This is a genomic window from Ectobacillus sp. JY-23 (assembly GCF_023022965.1).
Taxonomy (GTDB): domain Bacteria; phylum Bacillota; class Bacilli; order Bacillales; family Bacillaceae_G; genus Ectobacillus.
Map to the genome: position 1 here is coordinate 15,944 of NZ_CP095462.1, position 20,762 is coordinate 36,705.

Here is a 20,762-nt window from a genome sequence, read left to right on the forward strand (position 1 = left end):
TGCTTTTTACTTCTTTTCTGCACGCCATTTATTAAACTCCAAAAACTCACGAAACTGCTCTTTGGATACGCCAGAGCTCATAGCGTCTTTTACCAGTTGTGTCCATTCGGAATCTAAATCTTGTTCCTCAAAAGATTTGTCGTACAGTAGAGAATCCAATGGCACACGCAATACGGATGAGATTTTTTCTAAAAATTGAATAGACGGATTTTTTTGTAAATTTCTCTCAATTGAGCTTATATACGATTTGGCCACACCTGCTTTTTCTGCCAATTCCGTTAATGAAATGCCGCGCTGTAGGCGCAGTCTTTTAATACGTTCGCCGATCATCATTTAAACGCACCTTTCCTAAATAGTACAGCTCGATAAATAATCATAACACATGACTCGGAAAGTTGATAAGAATACTTTGCATTTATTGTGCGAGGGACTCCAGAAAGATACGAATTTCTTGTGGATCTATTCCCAAATCTAATGCCATTACTATCAAATCAATCCATTCGTTATCGAGTACATTCGCCGACTTAATTTCCAATTTGAATCGTCCCCTTTATTATATAATATAATTATATAAAAACATAGAAAAAATATTGCTTTCTAAGCGATTTTATTCGTTTTTATGAATGATTTTATGCTGTAATAGCGAACAATCAGATGTGACGTTTAATATATTAAAAATTCAGAAAAAATATACTTTTATTTATTTTTGTACATTCTACATAATTTGTCAAGTATTTATATAACGCTCCAATAATTTACAATAAAATACAAAAAGATTACATTTGTATTAAAAATGTTACATTATAGATTTGAATATTGAAAATTTATAGAAAATTTTATATTTTCATATTGTTAGACATAAAAAGAAGCAAGGAGAGGATGCCAGTTGAAAAAGAACACACCGTTCAAAGTTTTGTCAGCTCTTGCAGTGACAACAATGCTCAGCTGCACGTTTGGTTTTGGAGGGACGGCGCAAGCAGCTAACACTGTTGGGGAATCAAGCCCAATCGATCAACACCTAATCCAAGAGGATCGCTTAATTAAAGCATTAAAAGATCGCGGTGTAATTAGCAAAAACGCGAGCCAAAAAGATGCTTTGAAAGCAGCAGAAAAATATGTGGATAAAAAGCGCGGGGAAAAGCCATCTACGGTAACATCTGCTGAAGTATCTGCATTTGTTAACCAAGTGAAGGCTGCGAATGAAAAAGCGAAGGAAAAAGCAAAAAAATCACTTAGCAATGCATCAAAATCACCAGTTGCTGGTCCAGGTAAAGATGGATTAATTCCAACCAAACCTGCGAAGCAAGCAGATTATAATGGTGCTGTTCGTACAGATAAAGTTCTTGTATTGCTAGCAGAGTTTTCTGATTTCAAGCACAATAACATCGACAAAGAGCCTGGCTATCTTTGGTCTGAAGACTTCAGTCAGGAGCACTACGAAAAAATGCTGTTTGGCGATGAAGAATTCGAGCTTTTTGATGGCTCTAAAATACAAACATTTAAGCAGTATTATGAAGAACAATCCGGTGGTAGCTACACAGTAGACGGAACTGTTACACCTTGGCTTACAGTACCTGGTACAGCGAAAGAGTACGGTGATGATAACCCGGCTGGCGGTCATGACAACTTAACACCAAAAGGTCCTCGTGACTTCGTTAAAGATGCGTTAAACGCTGCAGTTGCGTCTGGTATCGACTTAGCGGAGTTTGACCAGTTCGACCAATATGATCTTGATGGTGACGGCAACCAAAATGAGCCGGACGGCTTAATTGACCACTTGATGGTTGTACACGCTGGTGTTGGACAAGAAGCGGGTGGCGGTAAGCTTGGCGACGACGCAATCTGGTCTCACCGTTGGACAGTTGGTAACTCGCCTTATAGAATCGATGGAACGACTGCCAAAGTTCCTTACTGGGGCGGTAAAGTTGCAGCATTTGATTATACAATTGAGCCTGAAGACGGCGCGGTTGGTGTATTTGCGCATGAATATGGTCATGATTTAGGTCTTCCGGATGAGTATGACACGCAGTATACGGGTCAAGGTGAGCCTGTTCAGTCTTGGTCCATTATGAGTGGTGGTAGCTGGGCTGGTAAAATTGCCGGTACACAGCCAACAAGCTTCTCGCCGCAAAATAAAGAGTTTTTCCAAAAAACAATTGGCGGCAACTGGGCTAACATTTTAGAAGTAAACTATGCAGACCTTAAAAAGCCGGGCTTCTTCTCTTACCTGGATCAAAGTGTTACAAAATCTAAAAATCCTGGTATCATCCGCGTGAACCTGCCTGACAAAGAAGTAAAAGGCATTGCACCAGGATTTGGCCAAAAGTATTACTACAGCCAAAAAGGTGATGACCTTCATACGACGTTGACGACACCTGTGTTCGATTTAACGAACGCAACTTCTGCTACATTTGACTATAAAGCATGGTACGAAGTTGAATTTGATTACGATTATGTACATGTGAATGTAGTGGACGAGGCAGGAAATGTTCTGAAACAAGATATTGATGTGATTGGTGACGAAAACACTGAAAACGGATTTGAAACCTCTAAAGGCTTATGGGTAGACAAGTCTTATGACTTAAGCGAATTTGCTGGCAAGAAAGTAAAGCTTACGTTCGATTACGTAACTGACGGCGGTTTAGCACCTAACGGCTTTGCAATGGATAACTTAACATTGACAGTGAATGGACAAGTTGCATTTACTGATGATGCAGAAGGCGATGTAAAAGTAGCATTAGATGGTTTCGTTGTTTCCAACGGCTTTGAAAAGAAAAAACACTACTACTACTTGGAGTGGAGAAACTATGCAGGTGCTGACGTAGCGCTTCAATACGGCCGCGGTCCTGTATATAACACAGGTATGGTAGTATGGTATGCAGATGACAGCTACCTAGATAACTGGGTTGGTGTACATCCGGGCGAAGGCTTCCTAGGTGTAGTAGACTCTCACCCTGAAGCAATTGTAGGTACATTAAATGGCAAGCCGTCTGTTGCACAAAGCACACGCTTCCAAATCGCGGACGCTGCGTTCTCTTACGACAGAACACCGGCTTGGTACGTGAACTCTCCAACACGTGGTATCTTTGATTACAAAGGTCTGCCTGGTGTGACGAAGTTCGATGATTCTAAATCTTACATGAATGCATTGATTCCTGATGCAGGACGTAAAGTACCAAAGTATGGTCTATCCTTCCGCGTAATTGGCGAAGCAAAAGACAACTCTGCAGGTGCAATCTTGATTGAAAAGAAATAACGACAAAAGCGCTACGGAAGCATTCCGTAGCGCTTTTTTGTTTATACTACATAATAAGAAAAAAACGTAAAAACAAAAAGTATGTACAACTTTTACATGTAAATTACGTTCTTAATTCATACATAAAGAGATTGACAGAACGTAGGAAGAATGGCATAGTAAAAGAAAGATAATGTTTAAGTGTTTAAACATAAAGACGGAGGTGCTGTATATGATACAGGAGCTAATTGCACGGCAACGAGCATATTATCATAGTGGGCAAACACGTGCGCTGTCAATTCGATTGTTGCAGCTGCAAAAACTATATGATGGCATTCAAAAATATGAAGCAAAAATTTTAGATGCTTTAAAGCAAGATTTAAATAAATCACAATTCGAAGCGTATGTAACAGAGATTGGATATACGCTAAAAGAAATTTCTTTTGTGAAAAAGCGCTTGGGACGCTGGATGAAGCCGCAAAAGGTGAAAGGAACACTGCTACAGGCAGGGGGAAGAGGGCGAATTGTACCTGAGCCTTATGGTGTTACGCTAATTATTGCACCTTGGAATTATCCATTTCAATTGGCAATGGCTCCTCTGATTGGTGCGATTGCAGCCGGAAATACAGCGATTGTGAAGCCATCTGAACTTACACCTCATGTATCTGCTGTAATTGCAGAATTGCTGCGCGAAGTATACGCTGAGGAATACATTGCAGTCGTAGAGGGAGGCGTAGAAACAAGTACAGAATTACTAGCGCAGCCAGTTGACCATATCTTCTTCACGGGTAGCGTGGCGGTGGGTAAAATTGTCATGGAAGCAGCTGCGAAACGCTTGACACCTGTGACCTTAGAGCTCGGCGGAAAAAGTCCGTGTATTGTTCATGACGATGCCAATCTAGCAGTAGCAGCACGCCGTATTGTCTGGGGAAAATTTGTTAACGCTGGTCAAACATGTGTGGCACCGGACTATGTGTATGTGCACAAGCATGTTAAAGACAAGTTGATTGCGCTTATAAAGGAAGAAATACAAAAGCAATATGCAAATCCGTTGCAGGGCGCGGGGTATGTACGCATTGTCAGCGAACGACATTTTCAGCGCCTATCCTCATTTTTAACAAACGGCACTGTACTTGTAGGCGGCAAAGTAAATGAAGAAAAATGGATTATTGAGCCGACGCTATTAGGAAATGTAACGTGGGATGACGCAGTGATGCAAGAGGAGATTTTTGGACCGATTTTGCCGATATTTGAGTATGAAGACTTAGATCGTGTAATCCAAACCATATTGCAGCATCCCAAGCCCCTCGCATTATATGCTTTCACAGAAAGCAAGCGTGTAGAAGATGAGATTGTCACACGCATTTCCTATGGCGGCGGTTGTATCAACGACACTATTTTTCATCTTGGTTCGCCGTACTTGCCGTTTGGAGGGGTTGGAGAAAGCGGGATGGGTAGCTATCACGGCGAGTATAGCTTCCGGGCATTTTCCCATTATAAAAGCGTGTTGCGTCAATCAAGCAAGTTCGATTTGAAATTTCGTTATTATCCGAGTGAAAGTGCTTTAAAATTCATCCGAAAATTGTTAAAATAAAAAATGGTTATAATCGTATTGTGTATCCCCTTCGGATGAAGGGGGTTTTTTATTAATGATAAGGCTCTGTTAAAGTTTGTTGTTGATTTCCGTTACGGGGGTTCTCTTTCTGCGGACAGTCAGGGAGCCTCCTCAGCGCTATGCGCCTGTGGGGTCTCCCTTTGACTTGTTTTTTCCGCAGGAGTCTCACCCTCCACTCAACAAGTGCGAATTAGCTAAAACAGCCAATTATAAAAAAGAATGAACACGCTTATACGAGGAAAACTATACAAAATATGAATAGATAGGGAAAAGAGAATGAAAGATATGATTACAATTACAGAGGTACAAAAACGCTTTGGCGATCAAGTCATTATTCCGCCCTTGTCTTTAGATATCAAGGAAGGGGAATTTCTTACAATTTTAGGCCCGAGCGGCTGTGGTAAAACGACGCTGCTTCGTATGATTGCAGGCTTTGAAGCGCCAACCGAGGGAACAATTTCGCTTGCAGGTGAATCTATTCAGAATTTACCGCCGTACAAACGCGATATGAATCTTGTGTTTCAGCACTATGCCTTATTTCCGCATATGAATGTGGAACAAAACATTCGTTTTGGACTTAAAATGAAAAAAGTATCTGAATCAGAGCAAAAAGAGCGTGCGGCGGAAGCGATGCGTCTCACGCAGCTAACAGAATTCAAAAAGCGCAAACCGTCTCAACTTTCAGGCGGACAGCAGCAGCGCGTAGCCATTGCCCGTGCTATTGTCAATAATCCTAAGGTGCTTCTGTTAGACGAACCATTAGGTGCCCTTGATTTTAAGTTGCGTAAAGACTTGCAGCGTGAGCTGAAGAATTTACAACGACGCCTCGGCATCACGTTCATTTACGTTACCCATGACCAAGAAGAAGCGATGAGCATGAGCGATCGCATTGCGGTCATGAACCAGGGACGTATCGAACAGCTTGGCACACCGCGTGAAATTTATAACAATCCAAGCACCCTGTTTGTGGCAACATTCATTGGCGAGAACAACATTTTCGCAGATGGGTTTGCAGTCCGTCCGGAAAAGGTACAGGTCACTAAAGAAATGCGAGAAGGGTATCGCACTGGGCAAATAGAAGACACGGAGTTTGTCGGCGATGCGGAAAAGCTATATATCCGCAGCGGTAAGGATTTAATTACGGCCTATGACAACAACTTGTGGCGTGCCGGTGATACGGTGTATGTAGGATGGCACAAAGAAGATGAGGTGACGTTGCGTTGAAAAAGGGGAAATGGTTAGCGGCACCGGCCATTATTTGGTTGCTGCTGTTCTTTCTCGTACCACTCCTTTTTGTCATGGCATTTTCTTTTTTTCAAAGAGGTACATACGGGGAAGTTGTTACATCACTTACCTTTGAAAATGTGACGCGTGTATTTCAGTCATTATACATAAAGGTATTGTGGGAAACTGTTAAGGTAGCTGTTATTACAACAATTCTTTGTTTATTAATTGGTTATCCGTTTGCGTATACCGTTACGATTGTAGACCGCAAATGGCAATCCACGTTGCTTCTGTTGGTTACGATTCCGTTTTGGATTAACTTTTTGGTGCGCTCCTATGCATGGATTGTCATTTTACGTTCACAAGGCTTGGTGAACACAGTCCTTTTACAACTGGGTATTATCAACGAGCCGCTCAGCTTGCTGTATAATACACCGGCCGTGATTTTAGGTATGGTATATTCTTTACTGCCGTTTATGGTACTGCCGATTTATGCTTCTATTGAACAGCTGGATAAACGTAAACTAGAAGCTGCATACGATTTGGGAGCAACGCCGCTACGTGCTTTCTGGAACGTCACACTGCCTCTTACCATGCCAGGAGTTGCGACAGGTTCTGTGCTTGTCTTCGTTTCTTCCATCGGTATGTTTGTCGTATCAGATGTGCTCGGGGGCTCTAAAGTGTCTTTAATTGGAAATGTCATTCAAAATCAGTTCTTAGGTGCACGTGATTGGCCATTTGGCTCGGCCTTATCACTAGTACTTGTGCTAAGCACGATTTTGCTCATTTATTTGTACTACCGCGTTGCGTATTATAGGGGGAAACGATGAAAAAATTTCTGATCAGCTATTCTTGGCTTGTGTTGCTGTTTTTGTATTTGCCGATGATGGTACTGGTCGCGTATTCTTTCAATGATTCGCGTATCAACGCTGAGTGGAAAGGATTTACGCTGCATTGGTACAGCGATGTGCTACAAAACCCAGATGTACTTAGCGCGTTTGTGAATAGCTTGCTTATCGCATTTGTTACAACACTTGTTGCAACAGTTCTGGGTACGCTATTTGCACTGGCGCTTCACCGATATACGTATCGCTTCAAGGGCGCCCTAGATGGGTTGGTATATTTGCCGATTCTTGTTCCCGATATTTTAATGGGGCTTTCTCTTCTCATCCTGTTCAGTCAAATTGGACTGGAACTTGGCAAAACGACCATTATAATTGCGCATATTACATTTAGTATCTCATTTGTCGTTGTTATTGTGTCCGCACGTCTTGCTAGCATGGGGAGGGAGTTAGAAGAAGCGGCGAATGACCTTGGTGCTTCTCCTTGGCAAACGTTTCGTTATGTAACGTTGCCATCGCTAATGCCAGGTGTCATTTCAGCGGCCTTGTTAACATTCACATTGTCCATTGATGATTTTGTCATTAGTTTTTTCGTATCAGGTCCGGGCTCAACAACGTTGCCACTGTATATTTACAGTATGGTAAAGCGCGGTATTACCCCGGAAATCAACGCCTTATCAACAATTTTAATTGTAATTATTGTTGCGTTGATGCTGTTATCGCAAGTATTTCAAAAAGACAAAAGCGGCAGATTGCCGCTGTAAAGGAGTGGTTGTATGAAATGGTGGAAAATGGCTGCAATTGCGGCAGTTGCAGTTGCGGCGCTGGCTGGCTGCGGAGAGAAAAAAGAGGAGCTCAATATTTACAGCTGGGCGGATAACTTTGATGAAGATGTTATTAAAGATTTCGAGAAAAAGTATAATGTGAAAGTAAACTATGACAAGTACGCGAGCAACGAAGAAATGCTTGCTAAGCTGCAAGCTGGCGGCGCAAAATACGATTTGATTCAGCCTTCTGATTATATGGTCGCGACCATGACAAAACTGGATTTACTAGAGCCCTTAACAGCAAAAAACATTCCAAATACAAAAAATGTTGATCCGTTTTTCCGCGATTTACCTTATGATCCAGGTAACAAATATTCAGTTGTGTATGCATGGGGTGTTACTGGTATTGCATATAACAAAAAATATGTAAAAGAAGCGCCAACAAGCTGGGCAGACTTGTGGAATCCAAAATATAAAGATCGCGTTGTGATGCTGAATGATTCTCGCGAAGTACTTGGCATGGGGTTAAAGAAGAACGGCTTCTCCAACAACAGCAAAAATGAAGCTGAAATCAAAACAGCATATGAAGATATCCGTAAAGCATTGCCGAATGTTTTGGCTTTTGACACAGATAACATTAAACAAAAACTGATTGCTGAAGAAGCTTGGCTTGGTACAGTTTGGTCTGGTGATGCAACATTTGTACAAAAAGACAACAAAGATGTTGCTTTTGTGATTCCAAAAGAAGGAAGTACCATTTGGGCTGATACACTTGCAATTCCAAAAGGTGCAAAGCATAAAGTTTTAGCAGAAAAATTCATTAACTACTTAATGGATCCGAAAGTAAGTAAAAAGAACTATGAATCCATCGGTTATGCCAACCCGAGCGAAGGTTTGCCTCTAAAAGAAGAAGAACTGAAAAATATTGAATGGCTGGTCGATGTTGGCGATACAACACGTATTTATGACGAATATTGGACGAAACTAAAAACAGGTAAAGAATAAAACGCGATCTACGTCGCGTTTTTTCTTTACTGTACGGGGAGAGTTAACATGAGAACCAATAAGCATACCTATGCATTTGCATTTATGATTGTGTTGGCGGCATTTGCAGGTATATTGACATGGAAAATTATAGATCAGCAAACGTTATGGATTGATGAGTGGATGAAGGGAAGGTTACAGCTGCTGCAGGGAGAGGGCAGTATTGCTTTCTTTACGGTTTTAACAGAGATGGGATCGGAGCCCGGTATTATCGGTACGCTTGTAGGAGCGGGAATTTGGCTCGTAAAGAAAAAACGTTATATTTCTGTCGCTGTATTTGTCATAGCAGTAGCCGTGGCACAACTGCTCAATAAAGTATTAAAAAATATTATCGCAAGAGAGCGTCCTTCCCTAAATGAAGCAATTGATGCGGTAAGCTATAGCTTTCCAAGTGGTCATGCAATGGTCGGCTTGGTTACATATGGATTTTTGGCCGCACTGCTCATTCGCGCCGGCATGAAGAAAAGTGTTGTAATCATTGGGGCAGCATTTCTTATTTTACTAGTGGGTCTAAGCCGCATTGTGTTGTCTGTGCATTATCCTTCTGATATATTGGGTGGCTACTGTCTTGGTGGTATGTTGTTGATTGTATTTTTGTATGCTGATGCATATGCAAATAGTCGCCAGAAAAAAAGAAGCAGATAATTCAATTTTTTTTCGTCGGTCTTGTATAATCGGCTTAAGGAGGGGTTGTGATGAAGCAAAACGTTTCAAAGCTTGATTTGTGGGGGAAAATAGGTTTTTTTATTCACCGTTTTCGGATTACGTTCATTTTGCTTGCGACAATCGTGGCAGTATCGCTTGCCTTTTTTGCTCCAAAACTGCCTGGGATTTTAGGAGGAGATGGCTTTAAAACGAAGGGAGATTATCAGACGACACGACAGATTTTAGAAAAGGATTTTAAGCAATCACAAGATACACTTTTTCTTGTGTTTCAAAAAAAATCGGGAACAGAAGAAGCCTTTCGCACACAGGTGCAACGAGTTGTAGAAAAGATTGCAAATACAGAGGATTTCGCTTCGTTTCGTCATCCAGGCATCGACCCGGCCATGCAAAAGGCTGATATTGCCTATGCGACTATCTTGCTAAAGGGTGCAGATACCGAGGCGTTAACGAAAAACACACTTGCGTTTGCAGAGCGCGTTCGTAAAGAGAGTAATGAACTTGTCCAGATCTCACCTACCGGCTTTGCAGTCATTAATGATGAGATTAATGCCCGGAGTCAAAGTGACCTAAAAAAGGCGGAAATGATTGGTCTGCCGATTGCCTTCCTGGTATTGTTGCTCTCATTCGGACGTTTCATGGCCTCGTTGCTACCAATTATTAACGGCATACTGAGTGTTGTTGCTGCAATGGGAATTTTGTACTTTGTGGGCCGAGAAATGGAGCTTTCTATTTTTGTATTAAACGTCGCGCCGATGATTGGTTTTGCTCTGTCCATTGATTTTGCTTTGCTATTTGTAAATCGCTTCCGAGAAGAAATTGAGACGAAGTCTGTAGGGGCAGCAATTGGTATGACTTATCAAACAGCAGGACGCTCTATCGTATTTTCTGGTCTGTGCGTATTTGTGGGGTTGGCAGGCTTGTTTTTCTTTCAAATCGATTACATACAATCAGTGGCGATTAGCGGTACAATTGTCGTTATAATGAGCATTTTCTTTTCCTTAACTGTATTGCCGGCAGTGCTGTCGCTGATGGGCAAGCGTCTGCTTCGAAAAGGAAAATGGAGTGAAAGTCGTTCGGCAAGCTTTTGGCGGAGCTTCGCCACGTTTGTAATGAGTCGTCCTGTACTCATGGTTGTGACTGTGCTGGCTTTTATTTTTATATCGCTGCTACCGCTTCGTCACGCGAATTTTCAGTTTCCTGGTGTAGAATCCTTACCGGAGCGTAGCGAAGCCCGCATTGCATATGAACGCTATGAAAATGAATTTAACGAAATGATTAAAACCCATGCAGATGCGACAATTGTTGTGGAAACAGACGGACCTGTGACGGAGCTTGCAAATTTACAGCTTATAGAAAAGTTTATCCAAAAGTTAAAACAAGATAAGCAAGTGTATCGCGTGACCGGTATTGATGCACCGAGTGCGCAGCTAGACGCGGCTCGTGAAACGCCGCAGGTGCAGGCTTTGTTTGGTGCATATACAAATGGTACCAAAACATTTATACAAATTGCTTTAAAGAATAAACCAAAATCAGCTGAAGCTAAGGACTGGGTACGCGATTTTAAAACGCGCTACGAGCAGGATGGACTTACTTATTATGTGGGGGGCTTAACGAAATTTGAGCAAGAGCTAGAGGATGAGATTATTAACAAAATTGCAGTTGCGATGACACTTATTTTGGGGTCGACCTTTGTGATTTTAATGATTGCCTTCCGTTCTTTGCTTATTCCTCTTAAAGCAATCCTTATGAACATACTCAGTCTCAGCGCTACAATCGGTATTGTCGTTTGGTTGTTTGAAGGCGGTCATTTTGGTCTTGAACAAAGCGCGGTAATGTTTGTACTGCCAGTTTTCATTTTCGGTTTGGTTTTTGGCCTCAGCATGGATTATGAAGTATTCCTGATCTCCCGTATGTATGAGCTGTATCACGAAACAGGAGACAATGATTATGCAACACTCGAAGGTCTCGTTTCTACAAGCCGTATTATCACATCAGCAGCACTTATTATGATTGTTGTGACCGGTGCTTTCGCATTTACCGATATTTTACCGGTTCAACAGATGGGGATTGGCGTGGCGCTTGCTATTTTTCTAGATGCAACAATCGTGCGATTATTACTTGTGCCAAGTTTGATGAAGCTTTTTGGTCACTGGAACTGGTGGTTCTTCGACACATCGCGCAAGCAGGAAAAAAGCGGTGCGTAACACCGCTTGTTATTACAAAACCCATCAATTGCGAAGAGGTAAGTTGTATAGATAAACGTATTTATTCGAACGTATGAATGACAGCCTTCACTTTGGCTAATAGTATGTGGTAAGAATACTAAGGCGGGTGAGGGCATGTTCGGATTTAAGTTCAGACTTAACGACACCGTACAGTTCACGCAAAACGACGGACATATTTATCGCATTGTTGGCTATCGTTTAGAAAAAAGCTTATATGCGCAAGAAGCACATGTTATTTACGAGCTGTTTCGCGAGTTTGACGGTCATACATTGGATGCAGAGGAAGAGGAGCTTGTTAAGGTTGTCCAGGTGGAGAATGAATATTATAAAATTCAAGATATGTGGGGCTACAGCTATCCGGTGAAGGTCAAGAAAGTACCTGATAAGAAAATGGAATTGCCCCTTCCGCAGCAAATGGACTTGCTATTAGATGCATACAATGATTATCGCAAGCTTGCTTCGTTTTTTAATGATTTATCATATGAAATGAAGGCAGAGGAGATTCTCGGTAAGATGAAAGCAATGAAAAACAGTCCGCCTGCGTAGGGTGGACTGTTTTGTTTAAACCTATATAGGTTCATGTAGTGTTTCGACAAATGGGCAAGAGGAACGAAAACATCAGAAGGTTTCAGTGTTGTACGGTCCTAGGGAGCAGGGGCGGCTATTAAGTCCTAACTCTAACCGCACATGGCCCGTTCTTCTCTCCTAAAAAACAATGTCGATTTTTATATATATACAGGTTCTTGCTTTCTATAGTATAAGACGAGGTCCGTCATGTACGCGCACACCGCTACAGAAAGTATGGTATAAGCAACCTCATTCCAGCTCAAGTACATAAGAGATGCCAATAAAACAACCGCATCAAATACAAAATATACTTTACCGACGGATAAGCGTGAAATTTTGCTGATTAACAGGGATAAAATATCATCTCCGCCTGTTGCGCCGCCGTGGCGTAAAATCAATCCAAGTCCAGCACCGACGAGTACACCGCCTATAATAGACGCTACAAACAGATGCTGTGACAGATTCAATGAAAACGGTGAGTAACGTTCCATCAACGCATAAAAAATGGAGAATGATGTCGCGCCAATAATGGTGTTAATCGCAAGGCGTTTACCAAGCAACTTCGATCCGACCAATATAAGCGGAATATCAAGCAACAGCGTAGTGACGGCAGGAGAAATATTAAAGTACTGCTTGACAAGCAAAGCGATACCGATAAAGCCTCCCTCTGCTAAATTGTTTTGTACATGAATGTGATAAAACGCAGCCGCCAATACAAACGAACCAAACACAATCATACTTGCTTCTTTCCAACGAATCCATTTCATAGTTATTCCTCTTTCGCAGTTAGTTTTTTGAACGGTTTCTGAAACTAACTACGTAGCAGCAGTTAGTTTCTTAGCTAACTGTGCTATATATAACAAAAGGAATAACGTGGTCGTTGATTCCGCATAATTTCGCCCACTTTCGTTTTTGTTCACTTTAGATGGAATCAGCGAACAAAAACGCTACGTATAAGATAAATCACGACGTTGCCAGATGCTCCTTCGAGCAAGCATGATATCAAAATCCTTTCTGTATAAGATGTACCTCTATTTTATCATATGAAAAAGGGAGAGAAGAAAGAATTTGCTTTCTTTACATTATTTTAAGAAAAGGAAACCAAAGCCTTTTTAATTATAGGGGAGAGAAGAACGGGCATTGTGTAGTAGCGGTTAGAGAACGTGTGCGTAGTAAGACCAGATGTAGTGAAATGCGTGGATAGTTTGGAGGGAATAGCTAAGAGAGAGTCAGGTGAAGGGAATATGGATTGGCAACACCAAACTAGACAGTTTTATCAAGGTGCGTCCTTTTGTGCACCTACGCTGTAACCGATGATTTATCGGTTACAGATGGCATAAACGTAAATAAATTCAGCAGGAATGTCTTAGGTAGGAAGCTGACTTTGCAACCTTTGAACAAATATGCGTTTTATTCTTAATACAGGTATAACGCTAGGAGCGAACCACTAGAAGGCTGAACCCAGAGCTAGGTGTCCCGCAAGAACGTGTCGCGGATCATGAGAGGGAGTAAATCTGGGGTTAGGTGTCCCGCAAGAACGTCTCGCAGACCAAAAGAGAGAGTAAATCTGGGGTTAGGTGTCCCGCAAGAACGTCTCGCAGACCACAAGAGAGAGTAAATCTGGGGTTAGGTGTCCCGCAAGAACGTGTCGCGGATCATGAGAGGGAGTAAATCTGGGGTTAGGTGCCCCGCAAGAACGTGTCGCGGACCACAAGAGAGAGTAAATCTGGGGTTAGGTGTCCCGCAAGAACGTGTCGCGGACCACAAGAGAGAGTAAATCTGGGGTTAGGTGTCCCGCAAGAACGTGTCGCGGACCACAAGAGAGAGTAAATCTGGGGTTAGGTGTCCCGCAAGAACGTCTCGCAGACCACAAGAGAGAGTAAATCTGGGGTTAGGTGTCCCGCAAGAACGTGTCGCGGATCATGAGAGGGAGTAAATCTGGGGTTAGGTGCCCCGCAAGAACGTGTCGCGGATCATGAGAGACGGGAAATCTGAGATCAGGTACCCTGCAATATTGTTGGATAGGCCACACTGAGTTGGACAGTTTCATTAAATTGCAATTGTCCATATCTTCCCAGTCACTTTCTGAACAGAAACTAAAACCAACTAACATATCCATCCACCATCCCGCATAAACCAAACTAAAGCCCCATACATAACAGGATCCTAAACAACTGTCCTGATTCATGCACACTCAGTCACACGTGTTCGAGTTGCTTGTGCAAGACAATCCGAACCACATCAGCAACGAGATGTATACCTGCGAACTGAAACTGAAGACACATACGAAAGACCTCTGGGTTGTCAGAGGCCTTTTTCTTTATTCATTTATGAATTGAATTTATAGGAATTCTGTCCAACTAAGTGTAGCCTATCCAATAGCGATTAGGACTAAAGCGCAGTTCTTGATTTTATTCTTTTTTCCTTTGGTAATTCGGTCATGTTTCCAGTACAATGGACGGAGAAGGTGATATATGATGAAAACAACAAAACAAGGAGAATGGTGCCATATTACAGTACCTGCGTGTTGGCGCGGGCGCACCATTGAGGATATTTTAAAAAAGGAATGGGGCGTACCTAAAAAGCTATTGCACCAATTTCGTATGGACAAAGCCATCTTATATAATGGAGAAGTGGTGAGATGGAGTGAAAAGGTAGAAGAAGGAGAAACACTCTCAGTTCGCTTATTTAAACAAGAGGAGTATGATGTGAAACCCCAAGCACCTGCGGCCGCTGTATTATATGAAGATGACCATGTATTAATTGTAAATAAACCAGTGCAATTGGATACGCATCCTACGGAAAAAGGTGGCACCGGTACGCTGGCAAACCAGGTGGCATATCATTTACAAGAAGAAGGTATACAGACGAAAGTCCGGCATATTCATCGGCTGGATAAGGATACAACTGGAGCGGTTGTATTTGCGAAGCATGCGTTGGCTGGTGCTATTATGGATCGTTTATTGCTTGAGCGCTCTATTAAACGGACCTATGTTGCGCTTGTAACTGGTAAGCTACAAACAAAGCAAGGTGTGATTAACGCTCCAATTGGACGAGATCGTCATCATCCAACGCGCAGACGCGTATCTCCAAAAGGAGATGCTGCAGTTACACATTATAAAGTGATACGCTACTTGCCTGAAAAAAATATATCGCTTGTGGAACTAGGGCTGGAAACAGGGCGTACACATCAAATTCGCGTACATATGAGTCATATTGGCCATCCGCTTTTAGGAGATGCTTTATACGGCGGGAGCACAGTATTTCTAAAGCGCCAAGCTTTGCATGCGGCTCACATTCGTTTACAGCATCCAATCACGAGCGAAAATCTTACAGTACAAGCGCCCTTACCGACAGATTTACAAACGTTATTATAAGAAAAAGGTGTCTCTTATCATAAGAGACACCTTTTTGTCATGACAGTTTTTTTATTTAGAAATGAACATTTGTACCCAGCAATTTGTGCCGCTTGTATGACCTACACCAATATGTGTGTAGGATTGATTCATAATATTAGCACGGTGTCCTGGGCTATTCATCCAGTCTGTCACAACTTGTTGGGCAGTACGCTGTCCTTTAGCAATATTTTCACCGGCGGAGCGGTATGAAATGCCAAAAGAACGCATCATGTCAAATGGAGAACCGTATGTTGGGCTTGTGTGTGAGAAGTAGCCCTTACTTTCCATATCAACAGCCTTTGCCCCAGCAACTTTAGACAACGCAGTATCCATTTTTAAATCCGCTAAACCGGCTTTACGACGCTCTATGTTTGTCAGCTCCACAACCTGCATCAAGGTACTATCAGATAAGTTTGGTGTCGTCGTGTTCGGTGTAGTTGGTGCCGGTGTTGTTGTGTTTGGTACTGTAGGCGTCGGAACTGTTGGTGCCGGTGCTGGTGTTGTAACATTTTCCCCTGTATTTGGGCGTGTATAATTATAGTTGTAGTTGTTGTAACGGCTGTATCGCTCTCCGCGCATATAGCGGTTTAAATCGCTATATGGAGAATAAGGTGTTGCGGAAATTGGGCTTTTGGTAATATAGCCGTCACCTGTGTTAACGACTTTCTTGGTAGATGGCTTTTCCATTTCACGTTGCTCTTGACCAGTTTTCATGTCGGAATTACATCCAAACAATGTAAGCGAAAGAGCAAGTGCAGCAGTTCCCTTTATAATTCGATTCATGCTTTGTGGCCCCCTTATAAGAAAAGTCTCTTATAGTGTGGCACAAATGGCGGAAAGCATGTTTAGCAATAATTCACAGAAAAGGCGACGTACATGTATGAAACGGAGCAACTGTGAAACAATAAAAAAGCCTTGCACTACATGCGCAAGGCTAATCCATCATTATTTAGAAATGAACATTTGTGTCCAAACATTTTTTCCTTCCACGTAACCCACACCAATATGTGTGTACGTGTTATTTAGAATGTTAGCACGGTGTCCTGGGCTGTCCATCCAAGCTTTTACAACTTCTTCTGGTGTACGCTGTCCCATTGCGATGTTTTCACCTGCTGTGCGGTAAGAGATACCAAACTGCTTCATCATATCAAACGGAGATCCGTAAGTTGGGCTCGTATGTGAGAAGTAATTTTTATTGTACATATCTTGAGATTTCGCTTTTGCTACTTTGCTCAGTGCTGTATCTGCTTTTAATGCTGGTAGACCGTTTTTTGCACGCTCTACGTTTGTTAATTCCACAACACGTTGCTCATACTGACTAAGTCCAGTCGCAGGAGCTGGAGCCGGCTCAGGTTTTGGAGCAGGAGCTGGCTGCGGTGCTGGTTGTGGCTTTGGAGCCGGCGCAGGAGCTGGTGTAGGCTCAGGTTTTGGCACTGGAACTGGCGCAGGCTGCGGCGTAGGAGCCGGTGTTGGCGCTGGGTTTGGTGTAGGCTGCGTTGGCGCAGGTTGTCCTACTGTAAAGCAATCAACAGGCTTTATTTCTTTCCAAGTAAATGACTTATTTAAAAATGATGTAAAGAAATTTTGTAATTCTTGTTGATTCATAGGTTGATATAAAAACGCGAATGGTGATGCGTAAGTGACCTTTGTTGTTGGTTGTGCTGTTTCAGCTTTTGCTACGTTACCTCCAGCACCAAATGTTAAAGCAGTTGCTGCTGCTACTGATAATAAAAGTGTTTTTTTCATGTTAGTACCTCCTGAATTGGTTTCATTTATAGTAGAAACGAAATTGCTTCGGTGTGGTTGTTTGTTATGTCAGTTTGTTGTGCTCCCGTCTGACACATTCATAGTAACATAGTTTTTGAGAGAGAAAAGGCGGGATATTTTTCCTGTTATTCATTTTTTCTATGATTTTCCTAAAAAATCATATGAAAACGTTTTTTTAATTGTTTGCAACAGCAGACAGCACAAGTAATTTGATTATGAACATGAACGCCATAGATTATATAAAAATTGGTTATAAATTCCTGATGGAAATTTTAAAATAGCGGTATATCAACAATTCAGAGAAGATATAAAGGATAAATGTGGTTGTTTTTTTAACACTTCTGTAACATTACTGATACATTTTGTTAATAAAAAACGCATCCTTGTTATAAGGATGCGTACTCGCATGAAAAGCTAGTGTTTGGTTATCTTCCTATCGATTGCTGAATGTATAGTAAGCTGTATAGTTGTTACTGTGAAAACAACTTATCTCTGCCACATGACCTTATACCTCTTTTATATCTATAGGAGGTTATCATGCGCTTTTGACAAGTTTAGTTTGCTTAACTTACATATAATAAGTCAACTTTACGACGTTTGTTTGGTATACTCGAAGGCTTCTATTAAAAGGTCCACAATATGAACAGCTCTCATTTTATGAGACAATCCTTCCCGTTCAATGCCGAGCTTCATTTGCAGCAAGCAGCCAGGGTTAGCAGTAACGATTGTGGTTGCTTGGGTTTCCTGTACTTTTTCCATTTTATAATCCAAAAATTGCATGGACAATTCAGAGTGTACAATATTATAAACACCTGCTGAGCCGCAGCAACGGTCTGCATGCTGCATTTCACGATATGTTGCGCCCTGAATGCCTTGTAAAAGCGCACGTGGCTGCGCCGCTGTTTTCTGCACATTACGCAAGTGACAAGAATCCTGATAGGTAATGACCTGCGGTGGCAACTGTAAGTCGTATTGATGGAAATGTAGCTCATATAAAATAGCAGAAATATCTTTAATTTTCTCCTTAAATCGTTTGCTACGTTCCGCCCATACAGGGTCGTCCTTTAATAGGTAATCATAATCAACAAGATACGCTCCGCAGCCACCGGCGTTGGTAATAATATAATCTACGCCAAGGTCTTCAAAAGCACGAATGTTTTTCTTGGCAAGCTCTCTTGCGCCGTCCTTCTCACCGGCATGTCCGTGCAGCGCACCACAACAGCCTTGATTTTTGGGGATTACGATTTCGCAACCCGCTAACTGAAGCAGCTTCATTGTCGCGTTGTTGGTTTCTAAAAACATTGTGTCCATCAGACAACCGCTAAAGAACGCAACGCGTTGCTTTTTTTCAATCAGCGGCGGTAAAAATTCTGGTCTGTTTTTCATCTCTTTCAGAGAAGGAACAGCAGGGAGAACGCGTTCCATTGTTGCTAATGTTTCAGGGAACAGCTTCATAATGCCAGATTTGCGCGCGATAGTCTGTAAACCTGTACGTTGATATAGGCCGAGTAATCCTGTCATTGTTCTCATTCGAGTTTGATGCGGAAACAAGCCTTCAAACACAACCTTACGCAGTACTTTGACAGGAGGGGAGAAGGATTTGTTTTGATTGATAATGTCCCGTGCTTCTTCTAATAAATGTCCGTAGTTAACACCGGACGGACAGACTGGCTCACAGGCGCGGCAGCCAAGGCACGTATTCAATGTGTTTTCTACATCTTCATCCGGCTCAATTAACCCATCCACTACAGCCTTCATCAAAGCAATACGACCACGCGGAGAGTGCGATTCCTGAAAACCAGATTGAATGTATGTTGGGCAAGTTGGTAGACAAAATCCGCAGCGCATACAGTTCAGCAATTCATCCTCGTCCATGCGTGCTTTAAATTCTTCTTGAATTTTTGTTGCGTTTAGCATCAGTCAATCACCACTCTTTTGCGTGTATCTTTTGCGAATAACTTACCAGGATTCATAATCCCATTTGGATCAAAAGCGCTCTTAACGGCTTTCATAGCTGCAATGCCGGCAGCACCGAGCTTTAATTCTAAATAAGGTGCTTTCATCGCCCCGACACCATGCTCTCCAGTGATTGTGCCGCCAAGCTCCACTGCCTTTTCAAAGATTTCAGCAAAAGCAGCTTCCACACGGTGAATTTCTTCTTCATTTCGTACATCAGTCGGACAAGTTGGGTGCAGGTTACCGTCGCCCGCATGACCAAATGTACAAATCTTAACGTTGTATTTTAATGCAATTTCATTTGTTGCCCGAACCATTGCAGCTACTTTAGAACGCGGAACAGTTGCATCTTCTAAAATTGTGGTTGGTGCCAGGCGAGCTAAAGCGGAAAGAGCATTACGACGTGCAGTGCGAAGTGCGTCTGCTTCTACTTCATCCTTTGCAACGCGTACATCTACAGCGTTCAAAGCTTTACACACTTCTTCAATCTTGGCGATATCACGTTCTACCACTTCTGGTGGACCGTCTTGTTCAATGAGGAGTACAGCTTGAGCTTCTGTCGGTAAACCAATCTGTGCATATGCCTCAACCACTTCAATCGTTGGCTGATCTAAAAATTCAAGCGTTGTTGGAATAATCCGATTAGCAATGATTGCGGAAACAGCACGCGCTGCGTCATCAATATCTTCATATAAAGCCAAAATAGTTTTTTTTGTTTCTGGCATCGGGATGAGCTTCAGTGTTGCTTCTGTAATCACGCCAAGTGTACCTTCAGATCCGACAAATAGGCGTGTCAAATCATAGCCGGCTACATCTTTGGCAAGCTTGCCGCCTGTTCGAATAATATCGCCATTTGGGAGAACAATCTCAAGACCCATCACGTAATCGCGTGTAACGCCGTACTTTAGACCGCGTAAACCCCCCGAGTTTTCGTTAATGTTGCCGCCAATGGTTGAAATTTTCATTGAGCTTGGATCCGGCGGATAAAATAGCCCTTTTTTTTCTACTGCCGCAATCATATCCAGTGTAATCACACCGGCTTGTACGGTTACAGTTAGGTTATCTTCATCTATTTCAAGAATGCGATTCATATGTCTAAATAACAGAACAACGCCGCCTTCCACTGGACATGTACCTGCACATAGGTTGGTTCCAGACCCGCGCGGTACAACCGGAATACGGTATTCGTTACAAAGCTTTAAAACAGCTGCAATCTCTTGTGTATTACGAGGCGATACGACTGCATCGGGCATCGATTGAAATTGCGGTGTTGCATCGTAGCTATGCGTAAGGCGCCCCATATTAGAAACGTCAACATTCTCGGCACCGACAATGGATTGTAATGCTTCAATGATATGCTGTTGCATAAACACCCTCCTCTAAAACCCTTTCAATATATGTATTATCATAAAAAAAAGCGAGGTATCCTCGCTATGTGTAAACATACAAAAGTGAA

At 42.3% G+C, this 20,762-nt stretch carries 17 protein-coding genes; 10 read left to right on the top strand and 7 right to left on the bottom strand.

The window, feature by feature from the left end; translation table 11 throughout:
- Positions 1 to 6 precede the first annotated feature (6 nt).
- Both MUG87_RS00105 and MUG87_RS00110 read right to left on the bottom strand, forming a co-directional pair.
- On the bottom strand, positions 7 to 330 hold the full coding sequence (locus MUG87_RS00105; RefSeq protein ID WP_247087817.1) for a helix-turn-helix domain-containing protein: 324 nt from the start codon (positions 328 to 330) through the stop codon (positions 7 to 9).
- 85 nt (positions 331 to 415) lie between these two features.
- Positions 416 to 535 (bottom strand): anti-repressor SinI family protein, encoded by a 120-nt coding sequence (locus MUG87_RS00110; protein ID WP_247084428.1) that lies wholly within the window; start codon positions 533 to 535, stop codon positions 416 to 418.
- Positions 536 to 937: 402 nt separating this feature from the next.
- Between MUG87_RS00110 and MUG87_RS00115 the strand changes: the two genes are divergently transcribed.
- From MUG87_RS00115 to MUG87_RS00155, 9 genes are all read left to right on the top strand, one after another.
- The gene (locus MUG87_RS00115; protein WP_247087819.1) at positions 938 to 3,256 is read left to right on the top strand and encodes an immune inhibitor A domain-containing protein; all 2,319 of its coding nucleotides are present in this window, start codon (positions 938 to 940) and stop codon (positions 3,254 to 3,256) included.
- Between the two features lie 211 nt (positions 3,257 to 3,467).
- A complete protein-coding gene (locus tag MUG87_RS00120; protein ID WP_247084430.1) occupies positions 3,468 to 4,829 on the top strand; it encodes an aldehyde dehydrogenase in 1,362 nt (453 codons plus the stop codon).
- Positions 4,830 to 5,126: 297 nt separating this feature from the next.
- A complete protein-coding gene (locus tag MUG87_RS00125; protein ID WP_247084432.1) occupies positions 5,127 to 6,074 on the top strand; it encodes an ABC transporter ATP-binding protein in 948 nt (315 codons plus the stop codon).
- Positions 6,071 to 6,904 carry an ABC transporter permease gene (locus tag MUG87_RS00130; protein ID WP_247084433.1) on the top strand — a complete coding sequence of 278 codons (834 nt, stop codon included), beginning with the start codon at positions 6,071 to 6,073 and terminating at the stop codon, positions 6,902 to 6,904. The genes MUG87_RS00125 and MUG87_RS00130 overlap by 4 nt, the downstream gene beginning before the upstream one ends.
- On the top strand, positions 6,901 to 7,680 hold the full coding sequence (locus tag MUG87_RS00135) for an ABC transporter permease (protein ID WP_247084434.1): 780 nt from the start codon (positions 6,901 to 6,903) through the stop codon (positions 7,678 to 7,680). Before MUG87_RS00130 ends, MUG87_RS00135 begins: the two co-directional genes overlap by 4 nt.
- Positions 7,681 to 7,692: 12 nt before the next feature.
- On the top strand, positions 7,693 to 8,688 hold the full coding sequence (locus MUG87_RS00140; protein ID WP_247084435.1) for a polyamine ABC transporter substrate-binding protein: 996 nt from the start codon (positions 7,693 to 7,695) through the stop codon (positions 8,686 to 8,688).
- A 48-nt stretch (positions 8,689 to 8,736) separates the two neighbouring features.
- Positions 8,737 to 9,372, top strand: a complete 636-nt coding sequence (locus tag MUG87_RS00145; RefSeq protein ID WP_247084436.1) for a phosphatase PAP2 family protein — start codon at positions 8,737 to 8,739, stop codon at positions 9,370 to 9,372.
- Positions 9,373 to 9,422: 50 nt separating this feature from the next.
- On the top strand, positions 9,423 to 11,597 hold the full coding sequence (locus tag MUG87_RS00150) for an MMPL family transporter (RefSeq protein ID WP_247084437.1): 2,175 nt from the start codon (positions 9,423 to 9,425) through the stop codon (positions 11,595 to 11,597).
- Positions 11,598 to 11,732: 135 nt separating this feature from the next.
- Positions 11,733 to 12,164, top strand: a complete 432-nt coding sequence (locus MUG87_RS00155; RefSeq protein WP_247084438.1) for a histidinol dehydrogenase — start codon at positions 11,733 to 11,735, stop codon at positions 12,162 to 12,164.
- A 179-nt stretch (positions 12,165 to 12,343) separates the two neighbouring features.
- Here the strand turns inward: MUG87_RS00155 and MUG87_RS00160 are convergent, their stop codons facing one another.
- Positions 12,344 to 12,952, bottom strand: a complete 609-nt coding sequence (locus MUG87_RS00160; protein WP_247084439.1) for a YitT family protein — start codon at positions 12,950 to 12,952, stop codon at positions 12,344 to 12,346.
- Between the two features lie 1,710 nt (positions 12,953 to 14,662).
- Between MUG87_RS00160 and MUG87_RS00165 the strand changes: the two genes are divergently transcribed.
- Positions 14,663 to 15,562 carry an RluA family pseudouridine synthase gene (locus tag MUG87_RS00165; protein WP_247087821.1) on the top strand — a complete coding sequence of 300 codons (900 nt, stop codon included), beginning with the start codon at positions 14,663 to 14,665 and terminating at the stop codon, positions 15,560 to 15,562.
- Positions 15,563 to 15,613: 51 nt separating this feature from the next.
- On the opposite strand, the gene MUG87_RS00170 is transcribed toward MUG87_RS00165, so the two are convergent.
- From MUG87_RS00170 to glcD, 4 genes are all read right to left on the bottom strand, one after another.
- Positions 15,614 to 16,366 (bottom strand): CAP domain-containing protein, encoded by a 753-nt coding sequence (locus MUG87_RS00170; protein WP_247084441.1) that lies wholly within the window; start codon positions 16,364 to 16,366, stop codon positions 15,614 to 15,616.
- Between the two features lie 162 nt (positions 16,367 to 16,528).
- Positions 16,529 to 17,329, bottom strand: coding sequence for a CAP domain-containing protein (locus tag MUG87_RS00175; RefSeq protein ID WP_247084443.1), 801 nt, complete (start codon positions 17,327 to 17,329; stop codon positions 16,529 to 16,531).
- Between the two features lie 609 nt (positions 17,330 to 17,938).
- Positions 17,939 to 19,267, bottom strand: a complete 1,329-nt coding sequence (locus MUG87_RS00180) for a (Fe-S)-binding protein (protein WP_247084445.1) — start codon at positions 19,265 to 19,267, stop codon at positions 17,939 to 17,941.
- Positions 19,267 to 20,673 carry a glycolate oxidase subunit GlcD gene (gene glcD, locus MUG87_RS00185; protein ID WP_247084447.1) on the bottom strand — a complete coding sequence of 469 codons (1,407 nt, stop codon included), beginning with the start codon at positions 20,671 to 20,673 and terminating at the stop codon, positions 19,267 to 19,269. Before glcD ends, MUG87_RS00180 begins: the two co-directional genes overlap by 1 nt.
- Between the last annotated feature and the right edge of the window lie 89 nt (positions 20,674 to 20,762).